Source organism: Allobosea sp. RIT-PG3_2, from assembly GCF_057321085.1.
Window position 1 is genome coordinate 19732 of sequence record NZ_JBXWCA010000012.1, and the last position, 15109, is coordinate 34840.

The 15109-nt window shown below is 66.9% G+C and carries 13 protein-coding genes; all 13 read left to right on the top strand.

Going from position 1 to position 15109, the window contains the following annotated elements:
- Positions 1-10 precede the first annotated feature (10 nt).
- The 13 genes from argH to AC2FAN_RS25025 all read left to right on the top strand — a co-directional run bounded on the left by argH (position 11) and on the right by AC2FAN_RS25025 (position 15089).
- A complete protein-coding gene (gene argH, locus AC2FAN_RS24965; RefSeq protein WP_485176767.1) occupies positions 11-1426 on the top strand; it encodes an argininosuccinate lyase in 1416 nt (471 codons plus the stop codon).
- Positions 1423-2316 (top strand): amino acid ABC transporter permease, encoded by an 894-nt coding sequence (locus tag AC2FAN_RS24970; protein ID WP_476806214.1) that lies wholly within the window; start codon positions 1423-1425, stop codon positions 2314-2316. Before argH ends, AC2FAN_RS24970 begins: the two co-directional genes overlap by 4 nt.
- Positions 2313-3107 (top strand): amino acid ABC transporter ATP-binding protein, encoded by a 795-nt coding sequence (locus tag AC2FAN_RS24975; RefSeq protein WP_320109511.1) that lies wholly within the window; start codon positions 2313-2315, stop codon positions 3105-3107. Before AC2FAN_RS24970 ends, AC2FAN_RS24975 begins: the two co-directional genes overlap by 4 nt.
- A gap of 36 nt (positions 3108-3143) precedes the next feature.
- Complete coding sequence (locus AC2FAN_RS24980; RefSeq protein ID WP_476806213.1) at positions 3144-3974, top strand: ABC transporter substrate-binding protein; 831 nt, start codon at positions 3144-3146, stop codon at positions 3972-3974.
- A gap of 206 nt (positions 3975-4180) precedes the next feature.
- Positions 4181-5359, top strand: coding sequence for a cell division protein ZapE (gene zapE / locus AC2FAN_RS24985; protein ID WP_485176768.1), 1179 nt, complete (start codon positions 4181-4183; stop codon positions 5357-5359).
- 209 nt (positions 5360-5568) lie between these two features.
- Positions 5569-6168: a TetR/AcrR family transcriptional regulator gene (locus AC2FAN_RS24990; protein WP_265050005.1), complete on the top strand. Its 600-nt coding sequence runs from the start codon at positions 5569-5571 to the stop codon at positions 6166-6168.
- 262 nt (positions 6169-6430) lie between these two features.
- Positions 6431-7393, top strand: a complete 963-nt coding sequence (mdh, locus tag AC2FAN_RS24995) for a malate dehydrogenase (protein WP_485176769.1) — start codon at positions 6431-6433, stop codon at positions 7391-7393.
- A gap of 79 nt (positions 7394-7472) precedes the next feature.
- Positions 7473-8669 (top strand): ADP-forming succinate--CoA ligase subunit beta, encoded by a 1197-nt coding sequence (gene sucC / locus AC2FAN_RS25000; protein WP_265050003.1) that lies wholly within the window; start codon positions 7473-7475, stop codon positions 8667-8669.
- A gap of 9 nt (positions 8670-8678) precedes the next feature.
- Positions 8679-9563, top strand: a complete 885-nt coding sequence (gene sucD, locus AC2FAN_RS25005) for a succinate--CoA ligase subunit alpha (protein WP_265050002.1) — start codon at positions 8679-8681, stop codon at positions 9561-9563.
- A gap of 210 nt (positions 9564-9773) precedes the next feature.
- Positions 9774-12731, top strand: coding sequence for a 2-oxoglutarate dehydrogenase E1 component (locus AC2FAN_RS25010; protein WP_485176889.1), 2958 nt, complete (start codon positions 9774-9776; stop codon positions 12729-12731).
- A 129-nt stretch (positions 12732-12860) separates the two neighbouring features.
- Positions 12861-14138, top strand: a complete 1278-nt coding sequence (odhB, locus tag AC2FAN_RS25015; RefSeq protein ID WP_476806208.1) for a 2-oxoglutarate dehydrogenase complex dihydrolipoyllysine-residue succinyltransferase — start codon at positions 12861-12863, stop codon at positions 14136-14138.
- A gap of 42 nt (positions 14139-14180) precedes the next feature.
- Entirely contained in the window at positions 14181-14597 is a 417-nt protein-coding gene (locus AC2FAN_RS25020) for a VOC family protein (protein ID WP_476806207.1), read from the top strand.
- An 87-nt stretch (positions 14598-14684) separates the two neighbouring features.
- Positions 14685-15089 carry an MAPEG family protein gene (locus AC2FAN_RS25025; RefSeq protein ID WP_485176771.1) on the top strand — a complete coding sequence of 135 codons (405 nt, stop codon included), beginning with the start codon at positions 14685-14687 and terminating at the stop codon, positions 15087-15089.
- Positions 15090-15109 lie beyond the last annotated feature (20 nt).

Consider the following 15109-nt stretch of genomic DNA (forward strand, 5'->3'; position numbering starts at 1 on the left):
AACGAGCATCATGAACCAGACGACCCGCCTGTGGGGCGGACGTTTCCGCAAGCCGCCGGATGCGCGGTTGATGAAGCTCTCCAGCGCAGCCGGCGAGCACGCCAGGCTGGTGCCTCAGGATGTCGCCGGCGGCAAGGCGCATGCGGCCGAACTCGGGCGCGCCGGGCTGCTGACGGCCTCGGAACTCGACACCATCCTGACCGCCCTCGACGCGATCGCGCGGGACACGGTCGAAGGACGCATCGCGCCTGGACCGCAGGACGAGGACGTCCATACCTTCATCGAGCGCATCCTGACCGAGCGGATCGGCTCGACCGGCGCCAAGCTCAGGGCCGGGCGCTCGCGCAACGACCAGGCGGCGAACAACCTCAAGCTCTATCTGCGCGAGAAGTCGCGTTCGCTGGCGGCGATGCTGTCCGAATTGCTGACCGCGATCGCCGACCAGGCGGAATTGCACGCGGCCTCGGTCAGCCCCGGCTTCACCCATCTGCAGAGCGCCCAGCCCGTCACCTTCGGCCACTGGCTGATGGCGCATGGCCAGGTGCTGATGCGCGATGCCTCGCGCCTGAAGGATTGGGAAGCGCGCTCCGGCCAGTCGCCGCTCGGGGCGGCGGCGCTTGCCGGCTCCGCGATCACGCTCAATCCCGAGCTCAGCGCGCGGGCGCTCGGCTATGATCGGCCGTTCGAGAATTCGGTCGATGCGGTCGGCGCGCGCGACCATGTCGCGGAGTTCCTGTTCGTCGCGGCGATGCTGACGACGAACCTGTCGCGGCTGGCCGAGGAGGTGACGCTGTGGGCTTCCCGGCAATTCGCCTGGGTGACGCTGGACGATGCCTTCGCCACCGGCTCCTCGATCATGCCGCAGAAGAAGAACCCGGACATCGCCGAGATCTCGCGCGGGCGGGCGGCGCGGCTGACCGGCGATCTCGTCGCCATGCTCGGAGCGTTGAAGGGGTTGCCGCTTTCCTACAACCGCGACCTCGCCGAGGACAAGCGCGCCGCCTTCGACGCCGTCGACGTGCTGGAGGAGGTGCTGCCCGCCTTTGCCGGGCTGATCGCCAGCATGAGCGCCGACGCCAAGGTGATGCGCGCCCAGGCCGGCTCCGGCTTCGCGCTGGCGACCGAAGTGGCCGACTATCTCGCCCGCAGGGGCGTGCCCTTCGCCGAGGCGCATGAGATCACGGGGACGCTTGTGCGCTATTGCGAGGAAATGGGACGTGAGCTCGAGACGCTCGACGCCGTCGACCTCCGGGCCGTCGATCCGCGGCTCGACGCCGGCGTGATCGACCATCTGACGCTCGATGCCGCCGTCGCGGCCCGCAGCGGCCATGGCGGCACGGCACCCGAGCGCGTGCGCGAGCAGATCGCGCGCTTCCGTGACAACCTGACGGCTCTTGAAGCCTGGAGCCGGGAGACGCGGCGATGACCGACGCCACTTCACCGATCAGCAGCCGCGATCTCTCTGCGATCGCCCATCTCAGGATCGTGCCGCGGCGCTTCTACGGCCGCTGGTTCGCCTCGGCCGTGATCCTCGCCATCCTGGCCTGGATTGTGATGGCCTTCGTCGAGGGCGACATCGCCTGGCCAGTGGTCCGGCAGTTCTTCACGGCGCCCGCCATCATCGCTGGCCTCGGCAACACGCTGATCATGACCGTCTGCGCGATGACGCTCGGCGTCGTGCTCGGCGTCGTCTTCGCGATCATGTACATGTCGCCGAACCCGGTGCTGCGCAGCGTGGCGCTGTTCTACATCTGGTTCTTCCGCGGCACGCCGCTGCTGCTGCAGCTCCTGATCTGGTTCAACCTGGCGCTGGTCTTCCCGACCATCGGCATCCCGGGTGTGTTCTCCTGGCGGACGATCGATATCATCGGGCCGTTCATGGCGACGCTGCTCGGGCTCGGCATGAACCAGGGCGCCTATACGGCCGAGGTGGTGCGCGGCGGCATCCTCTCCGTCGACACCGGCCAGACCGAGGCCGCCAAGGCGATCGGCATGACGCGGCTGACGACATTGCGCCGGATCGTGCTGCCACAGGCGATGCGCGTCATCATCCCGCCGGTGGGCAACGAGGTGATCAGCATGGTCAAGCTCACCTCGGTGGCGAGCGTGATCCAGTACGCCGAGATCCTGCGCAACGCGCAGACGATCTACTATGCCAATGCCCGGGTCATCGAACTGCTGATCGTCGCTGCGGGCTGGTACCTGCTGGTCGTGACGCTGCTGCAGATCGGCCAGTATTTCCTCGAACGCCACTTCTCTAAGGGGCGCGTGGGACGGCGCATCAAACGCGCCGCGGTTCAGGAGGAGCCCGCATGAGCGCGGTGGCGAACACGGCAGAGGCCGATAGCGCGATCGTCACGATCGCCAATGTCAGCAAGTTCTTCGGGGACCTGAAGGCGCTGAACAACGTCTCGCTCTCGATCGAGCCCGGCACGGTCCAGTGCATCATCGGGCCGTCGGGCTCGGGCAAGTCGACGCTGCTGCGCTGCATCAACCAGCTCGAGAAGATCGACCAGGGCGCTATCCGCGTCGATGGCGAACTGATCGGCTATCGCCGCGTCGGCGACGAGCTGCACGAGCTGACCGACCCGGAGATCGCGCGCCAGCGCCTCGCCACCGGCATGGTCTTCCAGCGCTTCAACCTGTTCAACCACATGACGGCGCTGCAGAACATCATCGAGGGGCCGCTCACCGTGCTGAAGCGGCCGCGCAAGCAGATCGTCGCCGAGGCGACGGCACTGCTCGAGCGTGTCGGCCTCGCCGAGAAGCGCGACGCCTATCCGAGCGAGCTTTCGGGCGGGCAGCAGCAGCGCATCGCCATCGCCCGGGCGCTGGCGATGAAGCCGAAGCTGATGCTGTTCGACGAGCCGACCTCCGCGCTCGACCCCGAACTCGTCGGCGAGGTTCTGAACGTGATGCGCGACCTCGCGGCCTCCGGCATGACGATGATCGTGGTCACGCATGAGCTCGGCTTCGCGCGCGAGGTGGCGGGCGACGTCGTCTTCATGGACAAGGGCGAGATCGTCGAGCAGGGTCCGCCGCAGACCGTTCTCGTCGCGCCGAAACAGGCGCGCACGCGCGACTTCATCGCCGCCGTCCTGAAGTGACGGCAACGGCATCAGTTCACTAGAGGGAGAGACCACATGCTTCGTTTGACCATCGCCGCCGCGCTGCTTGCCGGCACCGCGCTCGCCGCACAGGCCCAAGCCCTGCCGGACCGCGTCAAGACCGCCGGCAAGATCATCATCGCCACCCAGCCGAACTATCCGCCGATCACCTTCAAGGACGTGGCGACCAACCAGCTCTCGGGCTTCGACATCGAGCTCGGCGAGGCCATCGCCAAGGAGCTCGGCATCAAGGTCGAGTGGCAGGAGACCGCCTTCGCCCAGATGCTGTCCTCGCTGCAGACGGGCCGCGTCGACGCGGTGATGGCGGGGATGAGCGACCTGCCGGCGCGGCGCGAGGCCGCCGATTTCATCAACTACCTGGATTCCGGCGCGCAATTCTACACGGTCACGGCGTTCAAGGACACGATCAAGACTCCCGAAGACCTCTGCGGCAAGAGCGTCGGCGCCAGCCGCGCGACCAACTGGCCGCGCCAGATCGGCGAGTGGAGCGCAGCGAACTGCGTCGCCAAGGGCAAGCCCGCGGTCAACGTGGTCGAGACCGAGGGCTCGGTCGATGCCCGCACCCAGCTCAAGACGCAGCGCCTGCAGGGCGGCGTCCAGGGCAGCGAGACGATGAGCCATTTCCAGAAGCTCGAGCCGAACACCTATATCCCGCTTGGCAAGCCCTTCACCCATTCGCTGGCCGGCATCCCCTTCGCCAAGACGGCGGAAGGCACGCAGCTGCGCGACGCCGTCAAGGGCGCGCTCGACCGGCTCCAGGCGAACGGCACCTATGACGCGCTGATCCAGAAGTACGGCCTGCCCGACAACGCGATCAAGCCGATCACCGTCAACCAGGGCAAGTAAGTCCTGCGGAGCATCTGCGCGTCATGCTCGGGCTTGACCCGAGCATCTCGGAAACCGGCGCGCGCTCGTCATGAGATTCTCGGGTCGACGCGATGCGTCGACCCGAGAATCACGCTCTTTTCCCGAAACGGTCCGTCGGACTTGCGATGATGGCAGGGCTGCCGTAACCCGGTCTGGTCTCATCCGGATCGCCATCGCCCGCCACCATGACAGCCTCGATCACCGACCGTTATGCCGCCCTGGTCGAGGCGGACGCTATCGAGCGCGATCCCGCGCAGGTCGCGGTGGTGAAGCGGCTGGAAGTCCTGACCGCCGCCCTCGCAGCCCGCCGCCTCGCCCGCAAGGGCAGCGCGCTGGGCTGGCTCTTCGGCAAGAAGCCGGACACGGCCGAGGCGCCGAAAGGGCTGTACATCTGGGGCTCGGTCGGCCGCGGCAAGACCATGCTGATGGACATGTTCTTCGAGGCCGCGCCGGTGAAGCGCAAGCGCCGCGTGCATTTCCACGAGTTCCTGGCCGATGTGCACGGACGCATCAACATCTACCGCCAGAAGATCAAGAGCGGCGAGGTCAAGGACGCCGACCCGATCGCGCCCGTCGCCGCCGAACTCGCGGACGAGGCCTACCTGCTCTGCTTCGACGAGTTCACCGTCACCGACATCGCCGATGCTATGATCCTCGGGCGGCTGTTCACGGCGCTTTTCGCCGCCGGCGTCGTGGTGGTCGCGACCTCGAATGTCGAGCCGTCGCGGCTCTATGAGGGCGGGCTCAACCGGGCGCTGTTCCTGCCCTTCATCGAGCTGCTGCAGACCAAGGTCGAGGTGCTCAAGCTCGATGCCCGCACCGATTTCCGGCTGGAGAAGCTCGGCGGCGCGCCGGTCTACCATGTGCCGGCCGACGACAAGGCGAAGGCCGCGCTCGACACGGCCTTCAAGGCACTGTCCGGCACGGCGCAGGGGCCGCGCACGGTGCTCAATGTGCAGGGGCACGACCTTGTCCTGCCGCAGGCGGCGGGCGGCGTGGCGCGAGCGGGCTTCGCCGATCTCTGCGCCCAGGCCTATGGCGCCTCGGACTACATCGCGCTGGCGCAGCGTTTCCATACGCTGGTGCTCGATGGCATCCCGATCCTCGATTTCGACCGGCGCAACGAGGCCAAGCGCTTCATCATCCTGATCGACACCCTCTACGAGCACCATGTGAAGCTCGTCGCCTCGGCGGCGGCCGACCCGCACGAGCTCTACCATGCCAGGCAGGGGCGCGAGGCCTTCGAGTTCGACCGCACCGTCTCGCGGCTGATCGAGATGCGTTCCGAGGAATATCTCGCCATGCCGCATGGCCGCCCCGACTCGACGGCGAGCGGGGATACCACGGGACTGGTGGAGACGTGATGACGGCCGGCGGCGCGAATCCCTCACCGTCATTCCGGGGCGCCCCGCAGGGGCGAGCCCGGAATCCAGAGCCGACGCCGCCGATCCAGAGAGAGGCATCGGATGGCACAGCGACCGCGCGAGGGGCATCGGTTCTGGGTTCCGGGCTCATCGCTGCGCGATGCCCCGGAATGACGGCGGTGCTATCTGAGCCGATGGATCGCTGACCCATGCCGCAGCGCGAGCCGAGCGAGACCCGCATCCTCACGGTCGCCAGCGAGCATCTGCGCAAGTTCGGGCTGAAGCGCTTCACCGTCGTCGCCGTGGCGGAAGAGGCGGGCATGACGCATGCCAATGTCTACCGCTACTTCCCCTCGCGGGTGGCGCTCATCGATGCTGTCGTCGATGTCTGGCTGAAGGCGACGGAGCGCAGGCTCGCCGATGTCGCCGACGGGCCTGATCCGGCCGACGACAAGCTCGAACGGTTGATCCTGGCGCTGGCCAAGGCCAATCGCGATTTGCTCAGCGAGGACCCGCATCTCTTCGCGGCGCTGTCGCTCGCCGTCGCCAAGCGCCATGCCATCAGCCGGCGCAACCGCACGCGCGTGCGCGCCCTCTTCGAGCGCGTCGTCGACGAGGGCATCGCGACGGGCGTCTTCGAGCCGCGCGACCGCGACCGCGCCATCGCCTTCGTCATCGACGCCACGCACCGCTTCATCCATCCCGCCTCGCTGGCGCTGGAAGCGGATGTGCCGCTGGCTTCGGTCGATACGCGACTCTCCACCCTGATCCGCGTGATCCTGCGGGTGCTCGGTAGCGGCATCGTGTGAAAAATCTGGTGACGAATTACAGAATTCGTAAATTGTAACTGCTCGAATTCCGACCATGCCGGGCCGGGTCGTTGAATTGTGCTCCCGCAAGTCATTGAAAAATCTAGGACTGCCCTGTTCGCTCGCGCGAGGCAGGGCGGGCGCCCCGGAAAAGCCGCTTTTCGGGCAAGGGTTGCGGCAAAAGCCCGGTTTGGGCCAAAGGAACGCACGGTTTGGCCGGCTCGCCGGCATTTTGCAGCGCCAGGACAAAAAGGACTAGGCAATGGCCCGTAAGAAGATCGCCCTCATCGGCTCCGGCCAGATCGGCGGCACGCTCGCCCACCTCGCCGGCCTCAAGGAACTGGGCGACATCGTCCTGTTCGACATCGCCGACGGCATCCCGCAGGGCAAGGGTCTGGACATCGCCGAGTCCGCGCCGGTCGACGGCTTCGACGCCGGCTACAAGGGCACGAGCTCCTACGAGGACATCAAGGGCGCCGACGTCGTGATCGTCACCGCCGGCGTGCCGCGCAAGCCCGGCATGAGCCGCGACGACCTGATCGGCATCAACCTCAAGGTGATGAAGGCGGTCGGCGAGGGTATCAAGCAGTATGCTCCGAAGGCCTTCGTGATCTGCATCACCAACCCGCTCGACGCGATGGTCTGGGCGCTGCAGAAGTTCTCCGGCATCAAGCCGAACATGATCTGCGGCATGGCCGGCGTGCTCGACTCCGCCCGCTTCCGCCACTTCCTCGCCGAGGAGTTCCAGGTCTCGGTCAAGGACGTCTCGGCCTTCGTGCTCGGCGGCCATGGCGACGACATGGTGCCGCTCGTCCGCTATTCGGGCGTCGCCGGCATCCCGCTGCCGGACCTCGTCAAGATGAAGTGGACCACGCAGGAGAAGCTGGACGCCATCGTCGAGCGCACCCGCAAGGGCGGCGGCGAGATCGTCAACCTGCTCAAGACCGGCTCGGCCTTCTACGCTCCGGCCGCCTCCGCCATCGCGATGGCCGAGAGCTATCTCAAGGACCAGAAGCGCGTGCTGCCGGCAGCCGCCGCGCTCAAGGGCCAGTACGGCGTCAAGGACATGTTCGTCGGCGTTCCCGTCGTGATCGGCGCCAAGGGCGTCGAGCGCGTCGTCAAGATCCGCCTCAACGGCGCCGAGAAGGAAATGCTGGTGAAGTCGGTGGCTTCGGTGCAGGGCCTCATCGACGCCTGCAAGAACGTCGATCCGTCACTCGCGTGAGCTTAAGTGAGGGCGACGGCGCGGATTCGCGCCGTCGCCCTCTCGTCAATTTTCGGTCGCTGTCAGGGAAACCGAGCACATGAACATCCACGAATACCAGGGCAAAGCCATCCTCAAGGAATTCGGCGCGCCCGTTTCGGCCGGTTTCCCGGCACTGACGGTGGCGGAGGCGGTCGAGGCCGCCAGGAAGCTGCCGGGGCCGCTCTATGTCGTGAAGTCGCAGATCCATGCCGGCGGACGCGGCAAGGGCAAGTTCAAGGAACTCGGCCCCGACGCGAAGGGCGGCGTGCGCCTGGCCAAGTCGGTCGAGGAAGTCGAGGCCCACGCCAAGGAGATGCTCGGCAACACGCTGGTCACCGTGCAGACCGGCGAAACCGGCAAGCAGGTCAACCGCCTCTATATCGAGGACGGCTCGGACATCGAGAAGGAGTTCTACCTCTCGGCGCTGGTCGACCGCGAGACCTCGCGCATCGCCTTCGTCGTCTCGACGGAAGGCGGCATGGACATCGAGGCCGTTGCCCATGACACGCCCGAGAAGATCGAGACCTTCTCGGTCGATCCGGCCACCGGCATCATGCCGCATCACGGCCGCGCCATGGCGCGCATCCTCGGGCTCTCGGGCGACCTCGCCAAGCAGGCCGGCACCGTGCTCAGCCAGATCTACACCGCGTTCGTGGCCAAGGACATGGACATGCTGGAGATCAACCCGCTGATCGTGACGACCCAGGGCCAGATCAAGTGCCTGGACGCCAAGATCTCGTTCGACTCCAACGCGCTCTATCGTCACCCCGAGGTCGTTGCGCTCCGCGACACCACGGAAGAGGACGAGAAGGAGATCGAGGCGTCCAAGTACGACCTCGCCTATATCGCGCTCGATGGCACGATCGGCTGCATGGTCAACGGTGCCGGCCTCGCCATGGCGACGCTCGACATCATCCAGCTCTACGGGGAATCGCCCGCGAACTTCCTCGACGTCGGCGGCGGCGCCTCCGAAGAGAAGGTGACGGCGGCGTTCAAGATCATCACCGCCGACCCGAAGGTGAAGGGCATCCTCGTCAACATCTTCGGCGGCATCATGAAGTGCGACGTCATCGCACGCGGCGTCATCGCCGCGGTGAAGGCGGTCGGCCTTCAGGTCCCGCTGGTGGTGCGCCTGGAAGGCACCAACGTCCAGGAAGGCAAGGACATCATCTCGTCCTCCGGCCTCAACGTCATCCCCGCCGACGACCTCGACGACGCGGCACAGAAGATCGTCGCTGCGGTCAAGAAGGCCTGAGGAGCAGACATGTCCATCCTGATCGACAAGAACACCAAGGTCATCTGCCAGGGCTTCACCGGCAAGAACGGCACCTTCCACTCCGAGCAGGCGATCGCCTATGGCACGCAGATGGTCGGCGGCACCTCGCCGGGCAAGGGCGGCTCTCTGCATCTCGGCCTGCCGGTCTTCGACAGCGTCGTCGAGGCCAGGGACAAGACCGGCGCCACGGCGTCCGTCGTCTATGTGCCGCCTCCGGGCGCGGCCGATGCGATCTGCGAGGCGATCGACGCCGAGATCCCGCTGGTGATCTGCATCACCGAGGGCATCCCGGTGCTCGACATGGTCAAGGTCAAGCGCTCGCTGGTCGGCTCGAAGACCCGCCTGATCGGGCCGAACTGCCCCGGCGTCGTCACCGCCGGCGAGTCGAAGATCGGCATCATGCCGGCCAACATCTTCAAGCCCGGCTCGGTCGGCATCGTCTCGCGCTCGGGCACGCTCACCTATGAGGCGGTGTTCCAGACCACGCGCGAGGGCCTCGGCCAGACCACGGCCGTCGGCATCGGCGGCGACCCGGTCAAGGGCACCGAGTTCATCGACATGCTCGAGATGTTCCTGGCCGACGACAAGACCACCTCGATCGTCATGATCGGCGAGATCGGCGGCTCGGCCGAAGAGGACGCGGCGCAGTTCATCAAGGACGAGGCCAAGCGCGGCCGCAAGAAGCCGATGGTCGGCTTCATCGCCGGCCGCACGGCGCCTCCGGGCCGCCGCATGGGCCATGCGGGCGCGATCATCTCGGGCGGCAAGGGCGGCGCCGAGGACAAGATCGCGGCGATGGAAGCGGCCGGCATCAAGGTCTCGCCCTCGCCGGCGCGCCTTGGAAAGACCTTGGTCGAAGTGTTGAAGGGCTGATGTGCGTCGGCTCGCCGGAGCACGTCATGGCCGGGCTTGACCCGACCATCTCGTCCCGGCGGATGCGACGGCAAAATGGCAGGTCATGCTCGGGTCAAGCCCGAGCATGACGCCAGGATGCCCGGGCCGAGCCCGGGCATGACGGAACCTGAAGGATGTCCGGGCAAGGGCTCGGACGTGACGCAAGCGGCGAAGGAAGGCAGGAGCATCATGGCTCGCCAGGACATCAACGAGGCTCTCGCGCAGACCGGTTTCCTCTATGGCGGCAACGCGGCCTATATCGAGGATCTCTATGCCCGCTACGAGGCCGACCCGAAGTCGGTCGACGAGCAGTGGCAGAGCTTCTTCGGCGCGCTGCAGGACGACAAGCAGGTCGTGCTGGAGAACGCCAAGGGTGCGTCCTGGAAGAAGCCGAACTGGCCGGTCACCGCCAATAGCGAGCTGATCTCGGCGCTCGACGGCAACTGGGCCGTGGTCGAGAAGGTGATTTCCGACAAGCTGGGCGCCAAGGCCAAGGCCGCGGGCACCACGATCTCGGCCGCCGACGTGCAGCAGGCGACGCGCGACTCGGTGCGCGCGATCATGCTGATCCGCGCCTTCCGCATGCGCGGCCACCTGCATGCCAAGCTCGACCCGCTGGGCATCGAGAGCCGCGACGATACGGAAGAGCTGTCGCCGGCCGCCTTCGGCTTCGGCGAGGCCGATCTCGACCGCAAGATCTTCATCGACAACGTCCTCGGCATGGAGTTCGCGACCGTCCGCGAGATGGTCGCGATCCTGCAGCGGACCTATTGCGGCACGGTCGGCATCGAGTTCATGCACATCTCCGACCCCGAGCAGAAGGCCTGGCTGCAGGAGCGCATCGAGGGGCCGGACAAGGAGATCGCCTTCACCCGCGAGGGCAAGCGCGCGATCCTCAACAAGCTGGTCGAAACCGAAGGCTTCGAGAAGTTCCTCGACCTGAAGTTCACCGGCACCAAGCGCTTCGGCCTCGACGGCGGCGAGTCGCTGGTTCCGGCGCTGGAGCAGATCATCAAGCGCGGCGGCGCGCTCGGCGTGCGCGACATCGTCTTCGGCATGGCCCATCGCGGCCGCCTCAACGTGCTGACGCAGGTGCTCGGCAAGCCGCACCGCGCGCTGTTCCACGAGTTCAAGGGCGGCTCCTTCGCGCCTGATGACGTCGAGGGCTCGGGCGACGTGAAGTACCATCTCGGTGCCTCCAGCGACCGCGAGTTCGACGGCAACAACGTGCACGTCTCGCTGACCGCCAACCCGTCGCATCTCGAGATCGTCGACCCCGTCGTGCTCGGCAAGGTGCGCGCCAAGCAGGACCAGTTCGGCGACATCGTCGAGCGCTCCAATGTGCTGCCGCTGCTGATCCATGGCGACGCGGCCTTCGCCGGCCAGGGCGTCGTGGCGGAGTGCCTGGGCCTGTCGGGCCTCAAGGGCCACCGCACCGGCGGCTCGCTGCACTTCATCATCAACAACCAGATCGGCTTCACCACCTATCCGCGCTATTCGCGCTCCTCGCCCTATCCGTCCGACGTGGCGAAGATGGTCGAGGCTCCCGTCTTCCATGTGAACGGCGACGATCCGGAAGCGGTCGTCTTCGCCGCCAAGGTCGCGATCGAGTTCCGGCAGAAGTTCCACAAGCCGGTCGTGATCGACATGTTCTGCTATCGCCGCTTCGGCCATAACGAGGGCGACGAGCCGGGCTTCACCCAGCCGCTGATGTACCGCAAGATCCGCGGCCACAAGACGACGCTGGAGCTCTACGCCGCCAAGCTCGAGGCCGAGGGCGTGCTCAACGCCGGCGAGATCGATGAGATCCGCGCCGCCTGGAAGAGCAAGCTCGAGGTCGAGTTCGACGCTGGCCAGTCCTTCAAGCCGAACAAGGCCGACTGGCTCGACGGCCGCTGGGCCGGCATGAAGGCGATCCGCGCGGACGAGGACGATCCGCGCCGCGGCGCCACCGGCGTCGAGGCAGCGGTGCTCAAGGAGATCACCGAGAAGATCACCGCGGTGCCTGCCGGCTTCAACGCGCACCGCACGATCCAGCGCTTCCTCGACAACCGCAAGAAGGCGGTCGAGGCGGGCGAGGGCATCGACTGGGCGACCGCCGAGGCGCTGGCCTTCGGCTCGCTGCTGCTCGACGGCAACCCGGTCCGCCTTTCCGGCCAGGATTGCGAGCGCGGCACCTTCTCGCAGCGCCATTCGGTGCTGATCGACCAGGAGACCGAGGCGCGCCACACCTCGCTGAACCATATCCGCGAGGACCAGGCGCGCTACGAGGTCATCAACTCGATGCTCTCGGAAGAGGCGGTGCTCGGCTTCGAGTACGGCTATACGCTGTCGGAGCCGAACGCGCTGACGATGTGGGAGGCGCAGTTCGGCGACTTCGCCAATGGCGCGCAGGTCGTGTTCGACCAGTTCATCTCCTCGGGCGAGCGCAAGTGGCTGCGCATGTCCGGCCTCGTCTGCCTGCTGCCGCATGGCTATGAGGGCCAGGGTCCGGAGCACTCCTCCGCGCGCCTCGAGCGCTTCCTGCAGATGTGCGCCGAGGACAACATGCAGGTCGCGAACTGCTCGACTCCGGCGAGCTACTTCCACATCCTGCGCCGGCAGCTGAAGCGCGACTTCCGCAAGCCGCTCATCCTGATGACGCCGAAGTCGCTGCTGCGCCACAAGCGCTGCGTCTCCGAGCTCAGCGAGCTGGCCGAGGGTTCGACCTTCCACCGCGTGCTGGCTGATGATGCCGAGCGCGGCCGTTCGTCGACCAAGCTGGTCAAGGACTCGAAGATCCGCCGGGTCGTGCTCTGCTCGGGCAAGGTCTATTTCGACCTGCTGGAGGAGCGCGAGAAGCGCGGCCTCGACGACGTCTATCTGATGCGCGTGGAACAGCTCTATCCGTTCCCGCTGAAGACGCTGGCGCAGGAGCTGGCGCGCTTCAAGGGCGCCGACGTGGTCTGGTGCCAGGAGGAACCCAAGAACATGGGCTCCTGGACCTTCGTCGAGCCCTATCTCGAATGGGTGCTGGGCCATGCCGGCTCGAAGTCGAAGCGGCCGCGCTATGTCGGCCGTCCGGCCTCGGCCGCGACCGCGACCGGCCTGATGTCGAAGCACGTCGCGCAGCTCAACGCCTTCCTCGACGAGGCCTTCGCGGGCTGATTATTCTCCCGGCAGCGCTCTTATGGCGCCGCCGGGCTTTCATGCCGCACCGGTGTTTCCGGGGACCGATCCGGGTTCCCGAGCCGATGCCGAGCCGACCGCCAGAGAACGAGACAACAGAGGCCTGACATGGCGACCGAAATCCGCGTACCCACCCTCGGCGAATCCGTTTCCGAGGCCACGATCGGCAAGTGGTTCAAGAAGCCGGGCGAGGCGGTGAAGGCCGACGAGCCTCTCGTCGAGCTGGAAACCGACAAGGTGACGCTGGAGGTCAACGCCCCGGCCGCCGGCGTGCTCGGCGAGATCGTCGCCAAGGAAGGCGAGACGGTCGGCGTCAGCGCCCTGCTCGGCACGATCGCCGAAGGCGGTGCTGCTGCTGCCGCCGCGCCGAAGAAGGACGACGCCGCCGTCGCCCAGGCTTCCGGCAAGGCCGGCTCCAGCACGGTCGCCGATGCCGAGAAGAAGACGGCCGCCATCGCCGGCGAGCCGCAGGTGAAGCCGGCGACCAAGGCTGCCGATTCCGGCCCGGCCGTGTCGCGTCTCGCCGCCGAGAGCGGCGTCAACCCGGCTTCCGTCCCGGCCTCGGGCAAGGACGGCCGCGTCACCAAGGGCGACATGCTGGCCGCGATCGCGACCGGCGGCGCTGCCGCTCCGGCCGCCGCGCCCGCTCCGGTGCAGGTCCGCGCTCCCTCGGCGCCGGACGACGCCTCGCGCGAAGAGCGCGTCAAGATGACGAAGCTGCGCCAGACCATCGCGCGCCGCCTGAAGGAGGCGCAGTCCAACGCCGCCATGCTGACGACCTTCAACGAGGTCGACATGACCAACGTCATGGCGCTGCGCAACCAGTACAAGGACGTCTTCGAGAAGAAGCACGGCGTGAAGCTCGGCTTCATGGGCTTCTTCGTGAAGGCCTGCGTGCAAGCGCTGAAGGAGATCCCGGCGGTCAATGCCGAGATCGACGGCACCGATATCATCTACAAGAACTACTACCATATCGGCGTCGCCGTCGGCACCGAGAAGGGCCTCGTCGTCCCGGTGGTGCGCGATGCCGACGATCTCTCCATCGCCGGTGTCGAGAAGAAGATCGGCGAGTTCGGCAAGAAGGCCCGTGACGGCAAGCTCTCGATCGAGGAGATGCAGGGCGGCACCTTCACGATCTCGAATGGCGGCGTCTACGGCTCGCTGATGTCGACCCCGATCCTGAACGCGCCGCAATCGGCGATCCTGGGCATGCACAAGATCCAGGAGCGCCCGGTCGTGGTCGGTGGCAAGATCGAGATCCGGCCGATGATGTATCTCGCGGTCAGCTACGACCACCGCATCATCGACGGCAAGGAGGCCGTGACCTTCCTCGTCCGCGTCAAGGAAGGCCTGGAGGACCCGGCGCGCCTCGTCCTCGATCTCTGAGGACAGCCAGACCCGCGACGGCGGGGCAGGAGGAGATGAGCTATGGCTTTTCCACCGAATGTTCCGCCGCTGCAGCCACATCTCTGCGTCAGGGGCGGCAAGGCGGCGATCGCCTTCTATGAGAAGGCCTTCGGCGCGCAGTGCACCTTGATGCAGGCGGCCGAGGATGGCGAGCGCGTGATGCACGCCAACCTCGCCTTGTTCGGCAGCGAGATCATGCTGCATGATGAGTTCCCCGAATTCGGCGGGCATGTCATGGCGCCGACGAGCCTCAAGGGCACCGGCGTCGCGATCAGCATCAACCTGCCGGCGCCGGCCGATGTCGATGCCGCGCTGGCCAGGGCCGAGGCCGCCGGCGCCGAAATCTTCATGCCGGCGAGCGACGTGTTCTGGGGCGCCCGCTATGGCAGGCTGCGCGACCCCTTCGGCCATGTCTGGGCGTTCAACGCGCCGCTGTGATCGCGCCTGCGCCGACGCGCCCCTGATCGGATTGGCCTGAACTCGACAAGCTGTCATGCTCCCCGCCTATCCGGGCTGGAGGGGACCATGACCGCACTTCCCATGACGACCGAAATCACCGTTCTCGGCTGGAGCGTGCTGCTCCTGCTCGTGCAGGTCGTCCTGCAGGCGGGAACGTCCGCCGATCTCGGGCCGACCTATCTGTTCAGCCCGCGCGACGAGCGGCGCGAACCGCAGAGCATCGTCGCGCAGCGGCTGAAGCGCGCGCTCGACAACCTGCTCGAAACCTATCCGGCCTTTGTGGCACTCGCGCTTGCGCTCACCGTCACGGGCAAGGCCGGCGGCATCGCGGCGACCGGGGCGTGGCTCTACCTCGCCGCGCGGTTCGTCTATGTCATCCTCTATGCCACCGGCATCCCGGTGGTCCGCACCGTCGTCTGGCTGGCCTCGGTCGTCGGCCTCGCGATGATGCTCTGGCGACTGCTGATGTGACGCATCGGCGCGCCGGTCCG

Coding starts and splice junctions, on each gene's coding strand:
- sucD (WP_265050002.1), top strand. CDS start 8,679: ATGTCCATCCTGATCGACAAGAACACCAAGGTCATCTGCCAGGGCTTC.
- zapE (WP_485176768.1), top strand. CDS start 4,181: ATGACAGCCTCGATCACCGACCGTTATGCCGCCCTGGTCGAGGCGGAC.
- AC2FAN_RS24970 (WP_476806214.1), top strand. CDS start 1,423: ATGACCGACGCCACTTCACCGATCAGCAGCCGCGATCTCTCTGCGATC.
- mdh (WP_485176769.1), top strand. CDS start 6,431: ATGGCCCGTAAGAAGATCGCCCTCATCGGCTCCGGCCAGATCGGCGGC.
- AC2FAN_RS24990 (WP_265050005.1), top strand. CDS start 5,569: ATGCCGCAGCGCGAGCCGAGCGAGACCCGCATCCTCACGGTCGCCAGC.
- AC2FAN_RS25020 (WP_476806207.1), top strand. CDS start 14,181: ATGGCTTTTCCACCGAATGTTCCGCCGCTGCAGCCACATCTCTGCGTC.
- AC2FAN_RS25010 (WP_485176889.1), top strand. CDS start 9,774: ATGGCTCGCCAGGACATCAACGAGGCTCTCGCGCAGACCGGTTTCCTC.
- AC2FAN_RS25025 (WP_485176771.1), top strand. CDS start 14,685: ATGACCGCACTTCCCATGACGACCGAAATCACCGTTCTCGGCTGGAGC.
- argH (WP_485176767.1), top strand. CDS start 11: ATGAACCAGACGACCCGCCTGTGGGGCGGACGTTTCCGCAAGCCGCCG.
- AC2FAN_RS24975 (WP_320109511.1), top strand. CDS start 2,313: ATGAGCGCGGTGGCGAACACGGCAGAGGCCGATAGCGCGATCGTCACG.
- AC2FAN_RS24980 (WP_476806213.1), top strand. CDS start 3,144: ATGCTTCGTTTGACCATCGCCGCCGCGCTGCTTGCCGGCACCGCGCTC.
- odhB (WP_476806208.1), top strand. CDS start 12,861: ATGGCGACCGAAATCCGCGTACCCACCCTCGGCGAATCCGTTTCCGAG.
- sucC (WP_265050003.1), top strand. CDS start 7,473: ATGAACATCCACGAATACCAGGGCAAAGCCATCCTCAAGGAATTCGGC.